Here is a 16,100-nt window from a genome sequence, read left to right on the forward strand (position 1 = left end):
CTTTCAGGGGGAAGGGGAATAAAGACCTGTCCCCGGATATCGCTTCCCTCATCCGGGCTACGTTCTACGACTTGCGGCGTGACTTCCGCGCCTTCTTCTCGTCGATCTTGCCGGCCGCCGCGACCCGCAGCAGGCGGCGGAAGGTCGGGCATTCCATGTGGCTCGGCGCCGGGCAGACGGCGGCGTGGCGCAGGCCGTCGCGCATCGCGTTGAGCCTGCGGATGGTGCGGTCGAGCTCGTCGGCCTTGGCAGAAAGCATTTTCCGGTCGATGCGCGGTCTTCCATCGGGCGCGAACATCCTTGCGATCTCGTCGAGCGAGAAGCCGGAGGCGCGCCCGAGCGCGATCAGCGCCAGCCGGTCCAGCACCGCCGGATCGAACAGGCGGCGCAGCCCGCGCCGGCCATGCGAGGCGATCAGACCTTTCTCCTCGTAGAAGCGCAAGGTCGAGGCGCGCACGCCCGATAGCTCCGCCACCTCCGCGATATCGATGTCCCGCATGGCCCTTGACCTCAAGTTCACTTGAACTGGCAGTATCCAGCCTATCGCTTGCGTAAGGCAAGCATCAACAAGGACGAGAATCATGGGTGTCGCAGCGCAAGTCGACGACGAGCAGGTCAAACTCTGGAACGGCGCCGCCGGCCGCGCCTGGGTCGAGACGCGCGACGTGCTCGAAGGGATGTTCAGGCCGCTTGAAGAGCTGCTCGTCCGAGCAGTGTCCGATGCCGCGGCCGGCCGCGTGCTCGATATCGGTTGCGGCACGGGCGCCGCGACCTTCGCTGTTGCCGGTGTGCTCGGCCGGCAAGTGCATTGCACCGGCATCGATATCTCCGAGCCGATGATCGCGGCGGCGCGCGCCCGCGCGGAGCGGGAAGGGCGGCCGGTCAGCTTCATCTGCGCCGACGCGCAGACCTATCCGTTCGCGCCCGCGAGCTTCGACATGATCATCTCGCGCCTCGGCGTGATGTTCTTTGCCGATCCGGTGCAGGCTTTCGCCAATCTGCGCCGCGCGGCCCGGCCGGATGCTGCGCTCCGCTTCATCGCCTGGCGCGGCGCCGCCGAGAACCCGTTCATGACGACGGCGGAACAGGCAGCGAAGCCGTTGCTGCCGGATCTTCCGCCGCGGCGTCCCGATGCGCCGGGGCAGTTCGGCTTTGCCGACCGGAAGCGGGTCGAAACTATCCTGGAGGATAGCGGCTGGGACGCGATCGCGATCGAACCGGTCGATGTCGCCCTCGGCTTTCCGGCATCACAGCTGGCCTGCTATGTGAGCTGGCTCGGCCCGGTCGGGACGCTGCTGCAGGCGATGGAGGAGCCGCGCCGCACGCGAGTGATCGAGACCGTGCGCGGTGCGTTCGATCGCTACATCCACGGGACCGAGATTCGCTTCACCGCGGCGTGCTGGATGGTCGCGGCACGAGCGCCGGCGGAGGCCGCGCATGGTTGAAGCCGCGGAATTTGTGGCGAGCGCGGTGCTGACCGGGATCGGTGCGACCGTCGTGATGGGACATCTGGGGGATGGTTCGAAAGCGCCTGCTTGGCATCCCGTCGCTGGACTATGCCCTGGTCGGTCGCTGGCTCGGCCATCTCGTATCCGCTCGCCTGCGCCACGACCGCATCGCCGCGTCACCACAGGTCGTGGGCGAACGGGTCATCGGATGGACCGCGCATTATCTGATCGGGATCGGCTTTGCCGGCGTGCTGCTTGCGATCTTCGGCCTCGATTGGGCGCGGCAGCCCACCATCGCTCCGGCTCTGATGGTCGGGATCGGCAGCGTGGCCGCGCCGTTCCTGGTGATGCAGCCCGCGATGGGCGCCGGCATTGCCGCGAGCCGTACGCCCCATCCATGGGCGGCGCGGCTGCAGAGCCTCGTGACGCACACGGTGTTTGGGATTGGGCGCTTTATGCGGCCGGCTGGCTCGCGCACCCGTTCCTGAACTCGTAGATGGGGTAACGGGCCGGCCGCCCGCTCGCTACGGCGCAATTTGGAAGCGCGCTCGCGAGCGGCCTGTTGGTTGGAAGGCGGTCGTCCCTCAAACTGATGGTGTTCAACGGAGTCGGGCAAGCCCGCTCCAAGCATCATTAAGGGACGACCATGTACCACTATGCAGGAATTGACGTGTCTTTGGAATGCTCGAGCGTTTGCCTTGTCGATGGGACAGGCAAGATTTTGCGCGAGACGAAGGTTGCGAGCGAGCCGGCGGCGCTGATCGCCTGGTTCCGGTCGCTGGGTCTGGTACTGGAACGGATCGGGCTGGAGGCAGGCCCCTTGTCGCAATGGCTGTATGCGGGTCTGCGAGACGCAGGGCTTGCGGTCGAGCTGCTGGAAACGCGGCACGTTCGCGAAGCCTTCAAGTCGATGCCGGTGAAGACGGACCGCAACGATGCCCGCCGGATCGCGCAGTTGATGCGGCTCGGCTGGTTCCGGCCGGTGCACTGCAAGTCGGTCGCGGCGCAGGAGACCCGCGCCATCCTGACGGCGCGCAAGCTGCTGCAATCCAAGCTTCGCGATGTCGAGAACAGCCTGCGCGGCATACTTCGCGGTTTTGGCCTGAAGGTCGGTGCGCCACCGAGCGCACGTTCGCCGGACGCATCCGCGAGCTCGTGACCGGCCATCCCGGACTGGAGTTGGTCGCGGCGGCGCTGCTCCAAGCCCATGCGGTGCTGCTGCGGGAGTTCAAGAGCCTGGACAAGCACACCCAGAAGCTCGCCAGGACGCATCCATCCGCCAAGCTCCTGATGACAACGCCGTCCGTTGGTCCGATCGTGGCGCTCACCTATGCCGCGGCGATCGACGACCCGAAGCGCTTCCGCTCCTCGAAGGCCACGGGAGCCCACTTTGGGCTCACCCCGAAGAAGTACCAGTCCGGTGAGACCGACTACACCGGCCGCATCAGCAAGATCGGGGATGCCTCCGTGCGCGAGGCACTCTACCAGGCAGCTCACGTCATGCTGACCAAGCCGGTCAAGAATTGCTCGGCATTGAAGAGCTGGGCGATGCGGATCGCCCGGCGCGCAGGCATGCGCAAGGCCAAGGTAGCGCTGGCTCGCAAGCTCGCCGTGATCCTGCATCGCATGCTCGCCGACACCAAACCGTTCAACCCGATGACCAAGGCCATCTAGCCAGGAGCAGCAATCGGTTCCGGGCGGGCCACGACACCAGGCTCTCCCCGAGCGAAGTCCCTCCGCTGGGACGATGGATCCGGTCAGGCCGCCATCCGGGAAGTGGCTCACGACCACGCAATCCGTAGATTGGCCGGCCGGCTCCTCAATGCACCCCATCAGGCGACGGCCTTCGCGCCGATCCCGTACAGAAGCAAGTGCCCGGCGAGTGGATGACGCGAAAAGGGATTGACTAACCAAGGCCCGTTACAGAAGCCCGGATGAGCGAAGCGCAATCCGGGAACAGTATCACCCCACGGTGCCAACCCCGGATTTCGCTGCGCTACATCCGGGCTACGAAATTATCGCCTTGCGGAATTACGTCGCACGCTGCTTCAGCAGGTCGTCCAGGTCCAGCCGTCGTGTGAACATCGCGAGCTTGCCGTCCGCGCTGCGCGGCCATTCGGTCTCGGGGCGGTCCCAATAGAGCTCGACGCCGTTCTCGTCGGGATCGCGCAGGTACAGCGCCTGGCTGACGCCGTGGTCGCTGGCGCCGTCGAGCTGGATGCCGGCCGACAGCACCCGGTGCAGCGCATCGGCGAGCGCCGGGCGGGTGGGATAGAGGATGGCGGTGTGGAACAGGCCCGTGGTGCCCGGCGGCGGCGGATGGCCGCCCTTGCTCTCCCAGGTGTTGAGGCCGATGTGGTGGTGATAACCCCCGGCCGAGATGAAGGCCGCGTCCGTGCCCATGCGCTGCTGCAACTCGAAGCCGAGCACGCCGCAATAGAAGCCGAGCGCGCGCTCGAGATCGGCCACCTTGAGATGGACATGCCCGATCCGGGTGCCCGCGATGATGGGGGGATTCTCTGGCATGAGCGGACTCCGTTGACGTCAATGCCCCTGCCATCAGGGGCGAGGTTTCGCCACCTGATATAGTCCGGATTTGCCGACGCCGGAGCGTTCGATCCGGAAACGCAAGGTTTTCGAAAGGCGCCACGGTCCGCCGGCGTCTAGCAGAGCTCCGACAGCTCGCCGCCGGGCAGCTGGAACTCGAACGTGTTCAGCGTCATCGACACCATGGTGTAGTAGCCGCAGAGGCCGATCACCTCGACCAGGCCGCGCTGGCTCAGCACCTCGACCGCCTCGTCATACAGTGCCTTCGGCAGGCCGTGACCTTCGTGCAGCGCCTTGGCGACGTCGTAGATCACCCTGGCCTTGGGATCGTCGAAGCTTGGCGTCCGGCGCACGCGAATGTCCTCGATGATCTTCGGATCGAGGCCGCCCTTCAGCGCCAGGCGCTTGTGGGCATACCACTCGTAATGCGCGGTCCAGTGCCGCGCGGTGACGAGGATCGCGATCTCCGACAGCTTTGGGGGAAAGATCGTGTCGAAGCGCAGCACCTCGCCGAGCCGCGTCGCATGCCGTGCCATCTCCGGGCTGTTCAGCCAGGCCATCATCGGCGCGGGTGGCGCGCCGCGCTTGCCGGCGATCGACTCGTCGTAGGTTTCTTTCTGGGCGGCGTTCATTTCGCTAGGCGAAAGCAGCTTCAGCCGCATGTCCGTTTCCTTTTGTTTTTCAAGCGTTACCCCATCTCGGCGATACACCCGATCGCGCGAGGTGAGTAGCGACGCCAGAGCATGGCGCGGCCGCGAGGCATATTGAATTCGGCGGCTGCGTAGGTCTAAGGTCGAATCCAATTCGTCGAATTTGACTGGAAACGCACCATGGCTGACCTCGAGAAATTCCGCGCGGAGACCCGCGCCTGGCTGGAGCAGAATTGCCCGCCGGAGATGCGCAAACCGATGACCTCGGATGGCGACACCTTCTGGGGTGGCCGCAACACGAAATTCTCGTCCGAGGCGCAGCGCGTCTGGTTCGAGCGGATGCGCGACAAGGGCTGGACCGTGCCGCATTGGCCGAAGGAATATGGCGGCGGAGGCCTCGACGGCGAGGAGGCCAAGATCGTGCGCCAGGAGATGGCTGCGATCGGCGCGCGTCAGCCGCTAACCTCGTTCGGCATCTCCATGCTGGGACCGGCGCTGCTGAAATACGGCACCGAGGAGCAGAAGAAGGAGCATCTGCCGAAGATCACCGCGGGCCTGATCCGCTGGTGCCAGGGCTATTCCGAGCCGAATGCCGGCTCCGACCTCGCCTCGCTGCAGACCCGCGCGGTCGGCGACGGCGACGATTACATCATCAACGGCCAGAAGATCTGGACGTCCTACGCCAACTACGCCGACTGGATCTTCTGCCTGGTGCGCACCGATCCGGCGGCGAAGAAGCATGACGGCATCAGCTTCATCCTGTTCGACATGACCTCGAAGGGCGTGTCGACCAAGCCGATCCTCCTGATCTCGGGCTATTCGCCGTTCTGCGAAACCTTCTTTGACAATGTTCGCGTGCCGAAGTCGCATGTCGTCGGATCAGTCAATCGCGGCTGGGATGTCGCGAAATATCTGCTGCAGCACGAGCGCGCGATGATCTCCGGCATGGGCGAGCGCGGCGTCGGTCGTCCGCTCGGCCAGATCGCCGCCGACTCGGTCGGTGCGGACGCGCGGGGCAAGCTCGATGACGCGCAGCTGCGCAGCCAGATCGCGAGCTTCGAGGTCGACGAGGCCGCGCTCGCTGCCGCCGCCGAGCGAGCGGTCGATCTCGCCAAGGCCGGGCAATCGCATCCGGCGTTCTCCTCGGCGATGAAATATTACGGCACCGAGCTCAACAAGCGCCGCTATGAGATCCTGATGTCGGCCGGCGGCATCGACGCGCTGGAATGGGAGAGCGACCGCTCCAAAGGCGGCGCCCGCCCGCGCGCCTGGCTGCGCACCAAGGCCAATTCGATCGAGGGCGGCACCTCGGAGGTGATGCTCGGCATCGTCGCCAAGCGCATCCTCGATTTGCCGGGCGCGTGATCGCTGCACCGTCGTTCCGGGCGTCGCGAAGCGGCGAACCCTAATGCGCAGTTGCGCATTGTGGAACCTCGAGATTCCGGGTTCGATGCTGTCGCATCGCCCCGGAATGACGAACTCAGACCGTTGCTTAGAACGTTAGATCGGATTTCCTATGGCCCTCGTCCTCACCGAAGAACAATCCATGCTGCGCGACAGTGCGCGCGGTCTCATCAGCGACAAGGCGCCGGTGGCGCATCTGCGCGGCCTGCGCGATGCCAAGGATGCCACCGGCTTCTCGCGCGATCTCTGGAAGACATTTGCGGAGATGGGCTTCTCCGGCCTGCTGGTGCCGGACCAGTTCGGCGGCAGCGGGCTCGGTTGCGTCGAGGCCGGCATCGTCATGGAGGAGATCGGCCGCACCTTGATGCCGTCGCCGTTCCTCGCGACCTCGGTGCTCGCCGCCTCGGCGCTGTCGCGCGGCGGCAGCGAGGCGCAGAAGGCGCAGCATCTGCCGAAGATCGCCGACGGCTCGCTGCTGGCGGCGCTCGCGATCGATGAGGGCGCCAAGCATCGCCCGCTGCAGACCAAGTTGCAGGCCACGCGCTCCGGCAACGGCTTCAAGCTGTCGGGCGACAAGGCCTTCGTGCTCGACGGCCACACCGCCGACCTCCTGATTGTCGCCGCGCGCAGCGCGGGCAGCGCTGGCGACAGGAACGGGCTGACGCTGTTCCTGGTCGATCCGAAGGCGAAGGGGCTCGCGGTCGAGCGCACCGCGATGGTCGATTCGCACAACGCGGCGCGCATCGTGTTCGACAATGTCGAGGTCAACGCCGACAGCGTGCTCGGCGAAGTCGATCAGGGCTTTGGGCTGCTCGAGGGCGTGCTCAATATCGGCCGCGGCGCGGTGGCGTCCGAAATGGTCGGCCTCTCCGACGAGGTGTTCGGCCGCACCGTGGCCTATCTGAAGGAGCGCAAGCAGTTCGGCAAGGCGATCGGCGAATTCCAGGCGCTGCAGCACCGTGCCGCGCAGCTCTACATCGATATCGAGATTACGCGCGCCGCTGTGTTGAAGGCGCTGCAGGCGCTCGACACGGACATCGACAAGGCGGCCACCGCGGTCGCGGTGGCAAAGGCCCGCGCCGGCACCACTGCGACGCTGGCCGTGCAGGAGGGCGTGCAGATGCATGGCGGCATGGGCATGACCGACCAGTTCGACATCGGCTTCTTCATGAAGCGCGCCCGCGTCTGCCAGGAGCTGTTCGGCGACAGCAACTTCCACACCGACCAGCTGGCGAGCGGCAAGGGGTATTGATCTTCGCCGCGTCATTGTCGCTACGCAACACGCTGTCATCGCCCGGCTCGCCGCCTTCGCTCAAGCTTCGGCGCGCCTGAAAGCGAAAGCCTCGTCGAAGCCTTGGCGTAGACGGGACCGGGCGTTCCAGTATTCCAGAGACGTCGGCGCTTGAGCCGAGAAGCCGCGGCGTACTGGATCACACGCTTTCGCGCGGGTGATGACAGCGGTGAGGGCGGCTTGGCATAGGCTCGTCATTGCGAGCGAAGCGAAGCAATCCATCTCTCCACTTGTGGCGAAATGGATTGCTTCGTCGCTTCAGCGCAAAATTGCTTTGCAATTTTGTCGCGACCTCCTCGCAATGACGATGGAGAGTCTACCGGATCGGCGGCGCGTACTGGACGCCGCCGGCGTTCCAGAGCTGGTTCATGCCGCGCGGGATCTTCAGCTTGGAGTCTGCGCCGACGTTGCGGTCGTAGACCTCGCCGTAATTGCCGACATGGCGGATGATGCGCACCGCCCAGTCCTTGGTCAGACCGAGATCCTCGCCATAGCTGCCCTCGGTGCCGACCAGCCGCATCACCTCCGGCTTCTTCGACTTCAGCGCCTCGTCGATGTTCTTCGAGGTGATGCCGAGCTCTTCGGCGTTGATCATGGCGTACAGCGTCCACTTCACGATCATCATCCAGTCGTCGTCGCGCAAGCGCACCACCGGCGCCAGCGGCTCCTTGGAGATGATGTCGGCGAGGATCGTGTGGTCGCTCGGCTTGGCGAGGTTGAGCCGCAGCGCATAGAGCTGCGAGGCGTCCGATGTTAGCGTATCGCACTGGCCGGAGTTGTAGGCGTTCACGACGTCGTCCAGCTTGTCGAACTTCATCTCCGTGTACTTCATGTTGTTGGCACGGAAATAGTCGGCGAGATTGAGCTGCGTCGTGGTGTTGGCCTGCACGCAGACCTTGCTGCCGTTCAGGTCGAGCGCGGAATCGATGTTGCGCGAGCGTGGCAGCATGAAGCCCTGGCCGTCATAATAGGCGACCGCGGGGAAATAGAGGTCGTAATTGGTCTCGCGCGACATGCTCCAGGTGGAGTTGCGCGAGAGGATGTCGACCTTGCGGTTCTGCAGCTCCTTGAAACGCTCGCTGGCGTCGAGCGGAACGAACTTCGCCTTCGACGGGTCGTCGAAGATCGCCGACGCGACCGCGCGGCAGAAGTCGACGTCGAAGCCGGTCCAGTTACCCTTGTCGTCCGGAATCGAGAAGCCCGGCAGGCCCTTGTTGACGCCGCACAGCACGTCGCCGCGACGGACGGTGCGCTTCAGCGTGCGGGTGTCGTAACGCTCATAGGTGATGGCGGCGGCCGCAACCAGTGCGGCGATCGCGAGCCCGATCGTCAGGCCGCCTCGAAATGTACGCATGGGTTCTCTCTCGCGAAGGATCGGGGGGAAAAGCGGGGCGGATATCGAAGGCGGGTAGAGATCAGAGTTCGGGCTTCTGCCGGATGATCACCTTGGTGCCGACCGGAACGCGGTTGTAGAGATCGGCGACGTCGTTGTTGACCAGGCGGAAGCAGCCGGAGGAAACGGCGGTGCCGATGGTGTCGGGCCGGTTGGTGCCGTGGATGCGGTAGACCGTGGTGCCGAGATACATCGCGCGTGCGCCGAGCGGATTGCCCGGGCCGCCCGCCATGAAGCGCGGCAGATAGGGCTGGCGCGCGATCATTTCCGGCGGCGGCACCCAGTCCGGCCACTCGGCCTTGCGGGTGATGCTCACCAGGCCCTGCCATTGAAAGCCTTCGCGGCCGACGCCGATACCGTAGCGGAGCGCGCGGCCATTACCCTGCACCAAATAAAGATGGCGCTCGGCGGTCGCGACGATGATGGTGCCCGGCGCCTCACTGGTCCGGTAATATACGACCTGCTTCTGCCATTCCGGGTCGAGCTCGTAGCCGTCGTCAGCAACAAGGCCGGGCTCGTCGGCGTCCGGGCGGTTTTGGGCGAAACCCTGCGACGTCGACAGCACGAGCGCGCCCGTCGCGATCAACATCCAGACCAGGTGACGAAACTTCGTCATTGAAAGCTCTCCTCGTTGGCACGCGGCCAAATGGTTGCTCCACCCGCAAATCAGGCAGCATCAAATCTCAGCGGCAGCTTGATGGCAAGCTTAGGGCCGCACCACAGGTATATCCCTGTAATGCTTCTGTTTTTTGTCATTGATTGTCGCGGCACGTTGCGCGGGCCGCCTCATTTCGGCGCGATCCAGAGTCGCAAGGCGAACGAGATCAGCGCCACGGTGCCGACGCCGCCGAGCCAGAGCGCTGCGAACCACAGCAGGCGCTGGCCGAGCGGCCGCTGATTCGGGCTCTCGGGCATCAGTGGTATCCGTGGCCGGGGCGCACCTTGCCGCGGAACACCCAATAGGCCCAGGCGGTGTAGCCGAGGATCAGCGGCACCAGGATCGAGACGCCGACCAGCATGAAGACCTGGCTGTTGGTCGGTGCCGCCGCCTGCCAGATCGTGATGCTCTGCGGCACGATGTACGGATACATGCTGATGCCGAGTCCGGCATAGGACAGCGCGAACAGCCCGAGCGTCAGGAAGAACGGCTGGTGGTCGTTCTTGTTGCTCAGCGCGCGCAGCAGCAGCGCGGTGACGGCGGCGACCGCGATCGGCACCGGCGCGGTGAGGATGATGTTGGGCCAGGCGAACCAGCGCTGGGTGTACTGCACGCTGAGGAACGGCGTCGCGATGCTGACGGCGCCGATTGCGCCCAGCATCGCGACCAACAACATCCAGCTCAGATGATAGGCGCGGTCGCGCAACTCGCCCTCGGTCTTCATCACCAGCCAGGTCGCGCCGAGCAGCGCGTAGCCGATCACCAGCGCGACGCCGGTCAGGACGCTGAACGGCGTCAGCCAATCCCACCAGCCGCCGGCGTATTGGCGGCCCTCGACATGGATGCCCTGCAGGATGGCGCCGAGCGCGATCCCCTGCGCCAGTGTCGCAAGCAGCGAGCCGCCGGCGAAAGCGATATCCCATTTGTTGCGCGCCTTCTGGGTCCGCCAGCGGAATTCGAAGGCGACGCCGCGGAACACGAGGCCGAGCAGCATCGCGATCATCGGCGTGTAGAGCGCCGGCATCAGCACCGCATAGGCCAGCGGAAACGCCGCCATCATGCCGCCGCCGCCGAGCACCAGCCAGGTCTCGTTGCCGTCCCACACCGGCGCCACCGTGTTCATGATGACGTCGCGGTCGGTCTTTTGCGGAAACAGTGGGAACAGGATGCCGAGGCCGAGATCGAAGCCGTCCATCACGACATAGACGAACACGGCAAAGGCGATGATGAAGGCCCAGATCGTGGCGAGATCGATCATCGCGCGCCCTCCACGGCTGCGCCCGCCGCCGGCGTGATGCCGGCCGCGCGGGCCGGAAGATCCTTCGTCGGGCCTTGCTCGCCGGGATGCGGCGGCTGCGCCATCAGCCGCAGGATGTAGATCACGCCCGCGGTGAACACGGCGAAATAGACGATGATGAAGGCGATCAGCGACGAGCCCACCGCGGGCGCCGCCAGCGGCGACGCCGAATCGGCGGTCCGCAGCAGCCCGTAGACCGTGAACGGTTGCCGCCCGGTCTCCGTGGTGATCCAGCCCGCGAGCACCGCGATGAAGCCGGCGGGGCCCATCAGCACGGCGAAGCGATGCAGCAGCGACGACTGGTACATCATCCCCCGCCAGCGCATCAAAAGGCTGAGCAGGCCGAGCCCCATGATCAGGAAGCCGAGGCCGACCATGATGCGGAACGACCAGAAGGTGATTGGCACCGGCGGCCAGTTCTCGCGCGGCACGGTGTCGAGGCCGGCCAGCGGCGCGTCGAGCGAATGCTTCAGGATCAGCGACGACAGTTTCGGCACCTCGATCGCATACTTCACCTTCGCATCACGCTGGTCGGGCCAGCCGAACAGGATCAGCGGCGCGCCGTCCTTGTGGCTCTGGTAATGGCCTTCCATCGCCATCACCTTGGCGGGCTGGTGCTCCAGCGTGTTGAGGCCGTGCTGGTCGCCGGCGAGGATCTGGATCGGCGCCACCAGCGTCGCCATCCACATCGCCATCGAGAACATCACGCGCGCTCCCGCCAGATGCTGGTCGCGGAGCAGATGCCAGGCACCGACCGCGCCGACCACGAGCGAGGTGGTGAGGTACGCCGCCAGCACCATGTGCACGAGGCGATAGGGGAACGACGGATTGAAGATCACCTTGAGCCAGTCGGCGGCGACGAACTGGCCATCGGCGTTGACGGCGTGGCCGGTCGGTGTCTGCATCCAGGAATTGGCCGACAGAATCCAGAATGCCGAGATCAGCGTGCCGATCGCGACCATCAGCGTCGCCACGAAGTGCAGCCTGGGGCCGACGCGTTCGAGCCCGAACAGCATCACGCCGAGGAAGCCGGCTTCCAGGAAGAATGCGGTCAGCACCTCATAGGCCATCATCGGGCCGATCACCGGCCCGGTCTTGTCGGCAAAGGACGACCAGTTGGTGCCGAACTGGTAGGACATCACGATGCCCGAGACCACGCCCATGCCGAACGCGACCGCGAAGATCTTCAGCCAGTAATTGAACAGGTTGATGTAGACCTCGCGCCTGGTGGCAAGCCACAGCGCTTCCAGCACCGCGAGATAGCTCGCAAGCCCGATCGAGAATGCGGGAAACACGATGTGGAACGACATCGTGAAAGCGAATTGCGCGCGGGCGAGTACGACCGCATCCCAGCCTTCGAACATTACGCACCATCCGTCGTCGACCTGGCGTGGACCTTACCACGTCGGCTGTGACGACAAAGAGGGCGGATTGTCCGACTGGAGCGGGTTGAGTTTTGGCTTGATCGGCTTGGTGCGGTCCCGGTTCACCTCTCCCCGTCGGGGAGAGGTGAGCTTTCGACGCCGTTCCAGCTCAACCTGATTTCATCAGGCTTTAGCTGTTGGCGTTGAGCAGCCGCGCGACGGTGCGGTCGATCTCGTCGTACTGTCCCTCGCCGGCGTGCTGGAACACGATCTTGCCGTTCTGGTCGATCACGTATTGCGCCGGCCAATACTGGTTGCGGTAGGCGTTCCAGGTCTGCGAATTGTTGTCCTGCGCCACCGGATAGAGGATGCCGTGCCGCTTCAGCGCCGCCTGCACGTTGGAGGCCGAATGCTCGAACGGGAATTCCGGCGTGTGGACACCGATCACGACGAGGCCGCGATCCCGGTACTTCGAATAGAGCTGGGTGACGTGCGGCAGCGTGTTGACGCAGTTGACGCAGCCATAGGTCCAGAAATCCACCAGCACGACCTTGCCGCGCAGGTCGGCGAGCCTGAGCGGCTGCGAATTGAACCAGTTGCTGATGCCGACGAATTCGGGCGCGGTCTGGCTCTGTCCGGTTGTCATGGCGATCGCCCGCGGCACCGGCTGTGCCGGCGCGTCTGACTCGGTGCAGAGGCCGGGAATGACGGCGCCGCCGAGGCCAAGGCCCGTAACCAGAGCGGATACGGCAATCAAGCGCAGGGACATCGATATCTCCTTTGGGCTTACAGGCCGATCTGGCCGTTGGGATAGAACTGGGTCAGCCACGCCACGATCAGCGTGTCGTATTGCAGGTAGGACAGCGCGGCGAATGCGACGATCACGACGCCGAAGCCCTGCTGCAGGCGCGGCGCGATCCGCGCCATGCTGCGCACGCGCGTGGTGACGGCCTGTCCGCCATAGGCAATCGCAAGCATCGGGATCGCGGCGCCGATCGCGTAGGTGACGAGCTGCAGGCTCGCCCACGCGGTGTCCTTCGAGGTCGCGACGATGGTCAGGATCGAGCCGAGCACGGGGCCGGCGCACGGCGTCCACACCAGGCCGAGCGTAGAGCCGAGCACGAAGCCGCCGAACAGGCTTTGCGACGGCGCGGCATGACCGAGGCTGCCCCGTTGTTTAGACGCGCTTTCTTGACGCGAACCGGTATCCACTTCGCTCGAAAACGCTTTGGTAGCGCCGGTGAGCCGGATCGACAGCCATTCGAACGGCGCCGGCCAGATCATCAGGAGGCCGAAGCCCGCGAGCAGCACGGCGCGCCGGTCCGCAGCACGTTCGGATCGAAATCGAAGGCGCGCGTGATCGCGCTCAGCAGCAATGCCACCGCAGAGAATGACATCACGAAGCCGAGCGCGATCATCGCGGGCCGCGCCTTGCCGGTCTGGCCTATCGATATCCCAAGCAGGATCGGCAGCATCGGCAGGGTGCAAGGGGCGGCGACGGTGGCGACACCGGCAAGCAGGGCAAGGGCAAGGCTGAGCATCGTCATCCGTCCATCAGAGTCCCGGCGCGCCAGAGGGCCGTGCCGGGTACGCCTGATGTTCTTCGCGAGGACGGTTTGGCCGTTACGGCGGGCCGGTCGCGGGCCGCGTCACGTCTGTGTGAGGCGAGGTGCACTCGGCTTCACGACGTCGCGTCAAATACAGAGCGACCCGGCTGGGGGGCATCCCGGCCGGGTCGTTGGAGGCTACTTGGGAGGTTAGAACGAAGAGGTATCGAAATCGGTTCAGTGGATTGGGGTTGGGGTTGCGTCGTTGGATATAGGTATAGAGGTCGCGTTTTTCCGGGTGATGTCGTCGATTGTTTCAATTGTTTCGTCGCCTGAATTTTTCGGCTTCGTGGACAATTGCCCGGGTCGCGTGATTTCCATTTAAGGTATTGAATTTGCAGTCTTTTATGCGGCGACGCTATCCACGCCGGCACCCCGCAGGAGGTCGGCGAGCTGCTTGCGGGCATAGAACATGCGGGTCTTCACCGTGCTCTGCGGGATCCCGATGATCTGCCCGGCCTCCTCGACCGACTTCTCATGGTAGTAGACCAGATTGATGATCTCGCGGTGAGCCGGCGACAGCTTGGCCACGCAGGCGCGGAGGATCTCGCTGGTGGTGGCGCGATCGAGCGAGGTTTCCGGCGTGTCGGCGCCGTCGGCGATCTCCAGCACGTCGTCCTGGTCGATGTCCTCATGCTTGCGCTGGCGTAGCGCGGTCAGCGCCTTGAAGCGGGCGATCGAGAGCAGCCAGGTCGAGACCTGCGAGCGGCCCTCGAATTGGGCCGCGGTGCGCCAGACGTCCAGGAACACCTGGCTCACCAGGTCCTCGGCCATCGTGGTGTCGCGCACCATGCGGAGCACGAAGCGGTAAACCCGGACGTTATGACGGGAATAGAGCGTGTGCATCGAGGTGCGGTTATTCTTGGCGATACGCGCGAGCAGCGTTTCATCCGAGGTCGCGCGAGCAGCGTCGATATGCTTCGTGGCTGCAGAGTTGATGGCGATGACGTTCGGCATGACAGGCTCCCAGTTCGCCGTTGGGCGGCGGTTCGTTGGGAGAATTGTTAGTTACGGCCCGTTTCCGGATGTCTGCGCGAAAAGCGGAAAATGGTTTCGTGAACGGGAGAATTGTTTCGTCGCCGGCCCGACGACGAAACATTCGGGACCAAAAAGCCAATAATTTCAATGCGAGGAAAATTCGAACGGCCGGATTCCCGCCGTCGGAACGAATCCGGCTGTTATGACTTCTGGCACTGTCGGGGCTTATTCGGCCGCCTGCAGCGAGGGCGCCGCCTTTTTCGGGGCAATCCAGAACGCATCGGGCCGTTCGAACAGGAAATTGGCCCGCGCCGCCAGCGCTAGCCGCCAGATCACGAGCGAGCCGGCGACGCCGACCGAGGTCACGATCAGCGAGATCAGGCCGATGTCGTGGATGACGCCGAAGCGCAGCAGAAGGGTGCGTGACGCCGCCATCGGCAGGAAGAAGGCGAGATAGATCACGATCGAATGCTCGCCGCAGAAGCGCAGGAAGCCAAGCCAGTGCGCGCGCGCCAGCAGCGTGCCGGTCACGATGATCGCGCAGGCGCCGGCAAAGCCGAGTGCCAGCGAGACGACCGGCCATTCGCTCACCACGAGCGCAACCAGGCCGCCATTGATCAGCGCCCAGAGCCCAAGCCCGAGCAGGGCAAGCGCAGGCCGTGCCCGCGCGCGGTCCGAGAGCGCGAACACGTAATCGGCGAGGACATAGCCGGTGTAGAAGTAGACGAAGCGGGAGCAGAACTCGTCGATCACGGTCCAGCCGGTCGCGACATGCGCGGTCTCCAGCGCTGCTGCGATCAGCCAGATCACGAGCGGGTGGACGTTGCGCGCGAGCTTGGTGACGACGAAGAAGATCGGCAGCAGATAGATGAACCACAGCGTGCCGAACGGCTCGATGAAGGATTCGAGGTATTGCAATCCAACCTGGGGCCAACCGGTCTCGGCGGCCAGCGACGGCGCCTTGAAGCCGAACTGGATCGTCACCCAGAGCACGTAGAAATAGGCGAAGTGCATCACCTTGCGGTCGAGATAGGTGCGCCAGTCGCGATCGATCACGACCGACAGGAACAGGCCCGAGATCAGGAAGAAGTCCGGCATCCGGAACGGCTTCGCGAACATCACGACGTAGTGCATGAAGCCGGTCTGGTCGGCGGCCTTCTCGACCCCCAGCACCGAATGCATCATCACGACCATGATGATGCAGATGCCCTTGGCATAGTCGACCCAGTCGACGCGTCCGCTCGCGCGCGGGCCGGAACGATCTGTCGCAGCGGCTGTGCCGTTCGTGGTCATCTTTGTCTCGTTCCGGCGTGATCGGGCCTATCATCGGCCCGATCGGTTGCTTTCTCCTTTATTGATACAAATGGTGTGCCACCAAACCGGACCTTTCCGCGGGTTTCCCGTAGCCGGCGAATGGTCTAAGAGGCCGAGGAATCCAAGAGAAGAGACCGTTTGTTAACCAT

Annotated in this window: 15 protein-coding genes and 2 pseudogenes; 5 read left to right on the forward strand and 12 right to left on the reverse strand. The window is 64.7% G+C overall.

Annotated features, from left to right (window positions below; all coding sequences use genetic code 11):
* Positions 1 to 64: 64 nt before the first annotated feature.
* Entirely contained in the window at positions 65 to 499 is a 435-nt protein-coding gene (locus J2R80_RS08950; protein WP_253638387.1) for a helix-turn-helix domain-containing protein, read from the reverse strand.
* A gap of 82 nt (positions 500 to 581) precedes the next feature.
* Here J2R80_RS08950 and J2R80_RS08955 point away from each other — a divergent pair, with 82 nt between their 5' ends.
* The 3 genes and pseudogenes from J2R80_RS08955 to J2R80_RS08965 all read left to right on the forward strand — a co-directional run bounded on the left by J2R80_RS08955 (position 582) and on the right by J2R80_RS08965 (position 3,122).
* The gene (locus tag J2R80_RS08955; protein WP_253638388.1) at positions 582 to 1,445 is read left to right on the forward strand and encodes a class I SAM-dependent methyltransferase; all 864 of its coding nucleotides are present in this window, start codon (positions 582 to 584) and stop codon (positions 1,443 to 1,445) included.
* A 71-nt stretch (positions 1,446 to 1,516) separates the two neighbouring features.
* On the forward strand, positions 1,517 to 1,936 hold the full coding sequence (locus tag J2R80_RS08960; protein WP_253638389.1) for a DUF2938 domain-containing protein: 420 nt from the start codon (positions 1,517 to 1,519) through the stop codon (positions 1,934 to 1,936).
* A gap of 158 nt (positions 1,937 to 2,094) precedes the next feature.
* Positions 2,095 to 3,122, forward strand: a pseudogene (locus J2R80_RS08965) (IS110 family transposase).
* Positions 3,123 to 3,479: 357 nt separating this feature from the next.
* On the opposite strand, the gene J2R80_RS08970 reads toward J2R80_RS08965, so the two are convergent.
* Both J2R80_RS08970 and J2R80_RS08975 read right to left on the reverse strand, forming a co-directional pair.
* Complete coding sequence (locus J2R80_RS08970) at positions 3,480 to 3,974, reverse strand: VOC family protein (protein ID WP_253638390.1); 495 nt, start codon at positions 3,972 to 3,974, stop codon at positions 3,480 to 3,482.
* A gap of 137 nt (positions 3,975 to 4,111) precedes the next feature.
* Positions 4,112 to 4,657, reverse strand: coding sequence for a carboxymuconolactone decarboxylase family protein (locus J2R80_RS08975; protein WP_028343517.1), 546 nt, complete (start codon positions 4,655 to 4,657; stop codon positions 4,112 to 4,114).
* Positions 4,658 to 4,825: 168 nt separating this feature from the next.
* On the opposite strand from J2R80_RS08975, the gene J2R80_RS08980 reads away from it, so the two are divergent.
* Together J2R80_RS08980 and J2R80_RS08985 are read left to right on the forward strand one after the other, a co-directional pair.
* Positions 4,826 to 6,010, forward strand: coding sequence for an acyl-CoA dehydrogenase family protein (locus tag J2R80_RS08980; protein ID WP_253638391.1), 1,185 nt, complete (start codon positions 4,826 to 4,828; stop codon positions 6,008 to 6,010).
* 151 nt (positions 6,011 to 6,161) lie between these two features.
* Entirely contained in the window at positions 6,162 to 7,301 is a 1,140-nt protein-coding gene (locus tag J2R80_RS08985) for an acyl-CoA dehydrogenase family protein (protein WP_229191735.1), read from the forward strand.
* A 355-nt stretch (positions 7,302 to 7,656) separates the two neighbouring features.
* Here the strand turns inward: J2R80_RS08985 and J2R80_RS08990 are convergent, their stop codons facing one another.
* The 9 genes and pseudogenes from J2R80_RS08990 to J2R80_RS09035 all read right to left on the reverse strand — a co-directional run bounded on the left by J2R80_RS08990 (position 7,657) and on the right by J2R80_RS09035 (position 15,930).
* Positions 7,657 to 8,694: an amino acid ABC transporter substrate-binding protein gene (locus tag J2R80_RS08990; RefSeq protein ID WP_141339963.1), complete on the reverse strand. Its 1,038-nt coding sequence runs from the start codon at positions 8,692 to 8,694 to the stop codon at positions 7,657 to 7,659.
* Positions 8,695 to 8,755: 61 nt separating this feature from the next.
* Positions 8,756 to 9,349, reverse strand: a complete 594-nt coding sequence (locus tag J2R80_RS08995; RefSeq protein ID WP_057018994.1) for a L,D-transpeptidase — start codon at positions 9,347 to 9,349, stop codon at positions 8,756 to 8,758.
* 170 nt (positions 9,350 to 9,519) lie between these two features.
* Positions 9,520 to 9,648 (reverse strand): DUF2474 domain-containing protein, encoded by a 129-nt coding sequence (locus tag J2R80_RS09000; protein ID WP_141339964.1) that lies wholly within the window; start codon positions 9,646 to 9,648, stop codon positions 9,520 to 9,522.
* On the reverse strand, positions 9,648 to 10,649 hold the full coding sequence (gene cydB, locus J2R80_RS09005) for a cytochrome d ubiquinol oxidase subunit II (RefSeq protein ID WP_057018993.1): 1,002 nt from the start codon (positions 10,647 to 10,649) through the stop codon (positions 9,648 to 9,650). The genes J2R80_RS09000 and cydB overlap by 1 nt, the downstream gene beginning before the upstream one ends.
* Entirely contained in the window at positions 10,646 to 12,052 is a 1,407-nt protein-coding gene (locus tag J2R80_RS09010; protein WP_253588636.1) for a cytochrome ubiquinol oxidase subunit I, read from the reverse strand. The genes cydB and J2R80_RS09010 overlap by 4 nt, the downstream gene beginning before the upstream one ends.
* Positions 12,053 to 12,242: 190 nt before the next feature.
* Positions 12,243 to 12,821, reverse strand: coding sequence for a thioredoxin family protein (locus J2R80_RS09015; RefSeq protein WP_076834906.1), 579 nt, complete (start codon positions 12,819 to 12,821; stop codon positions 12,243 to 12,245).
* A 17-nt stretch (positions 12,822 to 12,838) separates the two neighbouring features.
* A pseudogene (locus tag J2R80_RS09020) lies at positions 12,839 to 13,593 on the reverse strand (cytochrome c biogenesis CcdA family protein).
* A 411-nt stretch (positions 13,594 to 14,004) separates the two neighbouring features.
* Complete coding sequence (locus J2R80_RS09030; protein WP_057018990.1) at positions 14,005 to 14,616, reverse strand: sigma-70 family RNA polymerase sigma factor; 612 nt, start codon at positions 14,614 to 14,616, stop codon at positions 14,005 to 14,007.
* Positions 14,617 to 14,862: 246 nt separating this feature from the next.
* Positions 14,863 to 15,930, reverse strand: a complete 1,068-nt coding sequence (locus J2R80_RS09035) for an acyltransferase family protein (protein WP_253588638.1) — start codon at positions 15,928 to 15,930, stop codon at positions 14,863 to 14,865.
* Positions 15,931 to 16,100: the final 170 nt, after the last annotated feature.

It is taken from the genome of Bradyrhizobium sp. USDA 4541, assembly GCF_024171085.1.
Lineage (GTDB): Bacteria > Pseudomonadota > Alphaproteobacteria > Rhizobiales > Xanthobacteraceae > Bradyrhizobium > Bradyrhizobium australafricanum.